This window comes from Deltaproteobacteria bacterium (assembly GCA_009929795.1).
In the GTDB taxonomy this organism is placed as follows: Bacteria; Desulfobacterota; Desulfovibrionia; order Desulfovibrionales; family Desulfomicrobiaceae; genus RZZR01.
This window is the reverse complement of record RZZR01000314.1, coordinates 1-1789: the sequence shown is the minus strand read 5'-3', so window position 1 is coordinate 1789 and position 1789 is coordinate 1. Positions and strand designations below refer to the sequence as shown.

The following is a 1789-nucleotide window of genomic DNA, read 5'->3' as shown; positions in this document are numbered from 1 at the left end:
GAGGTCTGGTTCGCCGTGGCCGGGGTCTATCTTGTCCTGAACCTCATTCTGTCCCTGACGGCCACGCTCCTGGAACGCCGCATGGCCTTGAGGAGCTGAAGATCCGACATCAACCATCCATTTTGCTTCACGGAGGAACCCGACATGATCGATCGAATCCTGACCCTGATCCTTATCACCCTCCTGGCCCTGTCCGTTCCGGCCACGGCCGGAAAAATTCAAGATGAACTGGCCTCGGAGAGCACGGTGGAGGCCGTCTTGAAACGAGGCGTTCTTCGGGTCGGCTTCTCGACCTTCGCCCCCTGGGCCATGCAGGCCAAGGACGGCACGTTCGTGGGCTTCGAGATCGACGTGGCCGAACGCCTGGCCCGGGACATGGGCGTTCGGCCCGAATTCGTGCCCACCAAATGGTCGGGCATCATCCCGGCCCTGATCACCGGCAAGTTCGACGTCATCATCGGCGGCATGGGCATCCGGCCCGACCGGAACCTGAAGGTCAACTTCACCATTCCCTACGACCATTCGGGAATGGCCCTGGTGGCCAACACGAGCAAGGCCAAGGGGTTCGACAGTCTGGAAAAATTCAACGACCATGGCGTGGTCCTGGCCGTCCGCCTGGGGGCCACATCCGTGGATGCGGCCAAAAAACACATGCCCCGAGCCCAGGTCAGAATGTTCGACGACGAGGCCCAGGCCGTACAGGAAGTCCTCTCCGGCCGCGCCCACGCCTTTGTCTCTTCGGCTCCGGGACCAGCCTTTCTGGCCCTCAAACATCCCGACAAACTCTTTCTGCCGGTACAAGGAACCTTCACCCGTGAGCCCATCGGCTTTGCCGTTCGCAAGGGCGATCCCGACACCCTGAACTATTTCGACAATTGGATCCGGGTCGTGGAAGCCGAGGGCTGGATCGCCGAGCGCAAGGCCTATTGGTTCGAGACCCGCGATTGGGAAAAGGATCTCAAGTAGGCTAGGACCCATGAGACGAAAAAAAGTCAGATTCACGAATGTGGACCTGACCCTTGTTCTCCTGCTTTTTCTGGCCGGGGGTTGGCTGATCTGGCGAGCCCATGTCGCCCTGGACCACGACTGGGACTGGTCGGCAATCCCCGGCTATCTGATTCGCCAAAACCCCGAAACCGGGGCCTGGGGGCTGGGCCTTCTGGGAATGGGCTTTGTGACCACTATCCGCCTGAGCCTGTGGTCCATGACCCTGGCCTTGATCCTGGGCACCATTGTCGGTCTGGCCCGATCGGGCCGAGGGCTGGCCAAACGCCTTCTGGCCGCCACCTATGTGGAGGGAGTGCGCAATGTCCCCCCCCTGGTCCTGGTCTTCATCTTCTATTTCATCCTAAGCGACCAGATTCTGCCCCTTCTGGGCCTGGACCGTTTGCTGAACCCGAGCTCCGAGACCGGCCGGGCCATGCTGACCTTATTCTTTGCCCCGCCCGAACAGGCCCAGGCATTCCTGGCGGCCGTTATCACCTTGTCGCTGTTCGAGGCCGCCTACATCGCCGAGATCGTCCGAGGCGGCATCCAATCCGTGGACCGCGGCCAGTGGGAAGCCTCGGCCGCCCTGGGCATGGGGCCCCTCCGGCAGATGACCCTGATCGTCCTGCCCCAGGCCGTTCCCCGCATCCTTCCTCCCCTGGCCGGACAATTCGTGTCCACCATCAAGGACTCGGCCATCGTCTCGGTCATCTCCATCCGGGACCTGACCTTTCAGGGCACGGAAATCATGGCCGCCACCTTCCTGACCTTCGAAGTCTGGCTGACCGTCACCGCCCTCTAC

Annotated in this window: 2 protein-coding genes; both read left to right on the top strand. The window is 61.8% G+C overall.

Annotated elements, in window-relative coordinates; genetic code table 11:
* Positions 1–144 precede the first annotated feature (144 nt).
* Complete coding sequence (locus EOM25_14560; GenBank protein NCC26398.1) at positions 145–966, top strand: transporter substrate-binding domain-containing protein; 822 nt, start codon at positions 145–147, stop codon at positions 964–966.
* A 10-nt stretch (positions 967–976) separates the two neighbouring features.
* A partial coding sequence (locus tag EOM25_14555; GenBank protein NCC26397.1) for an amino acid ABC transporter permease occupies positions 977–1789 on the top strand: 813 nt, incomplete at its 3' end.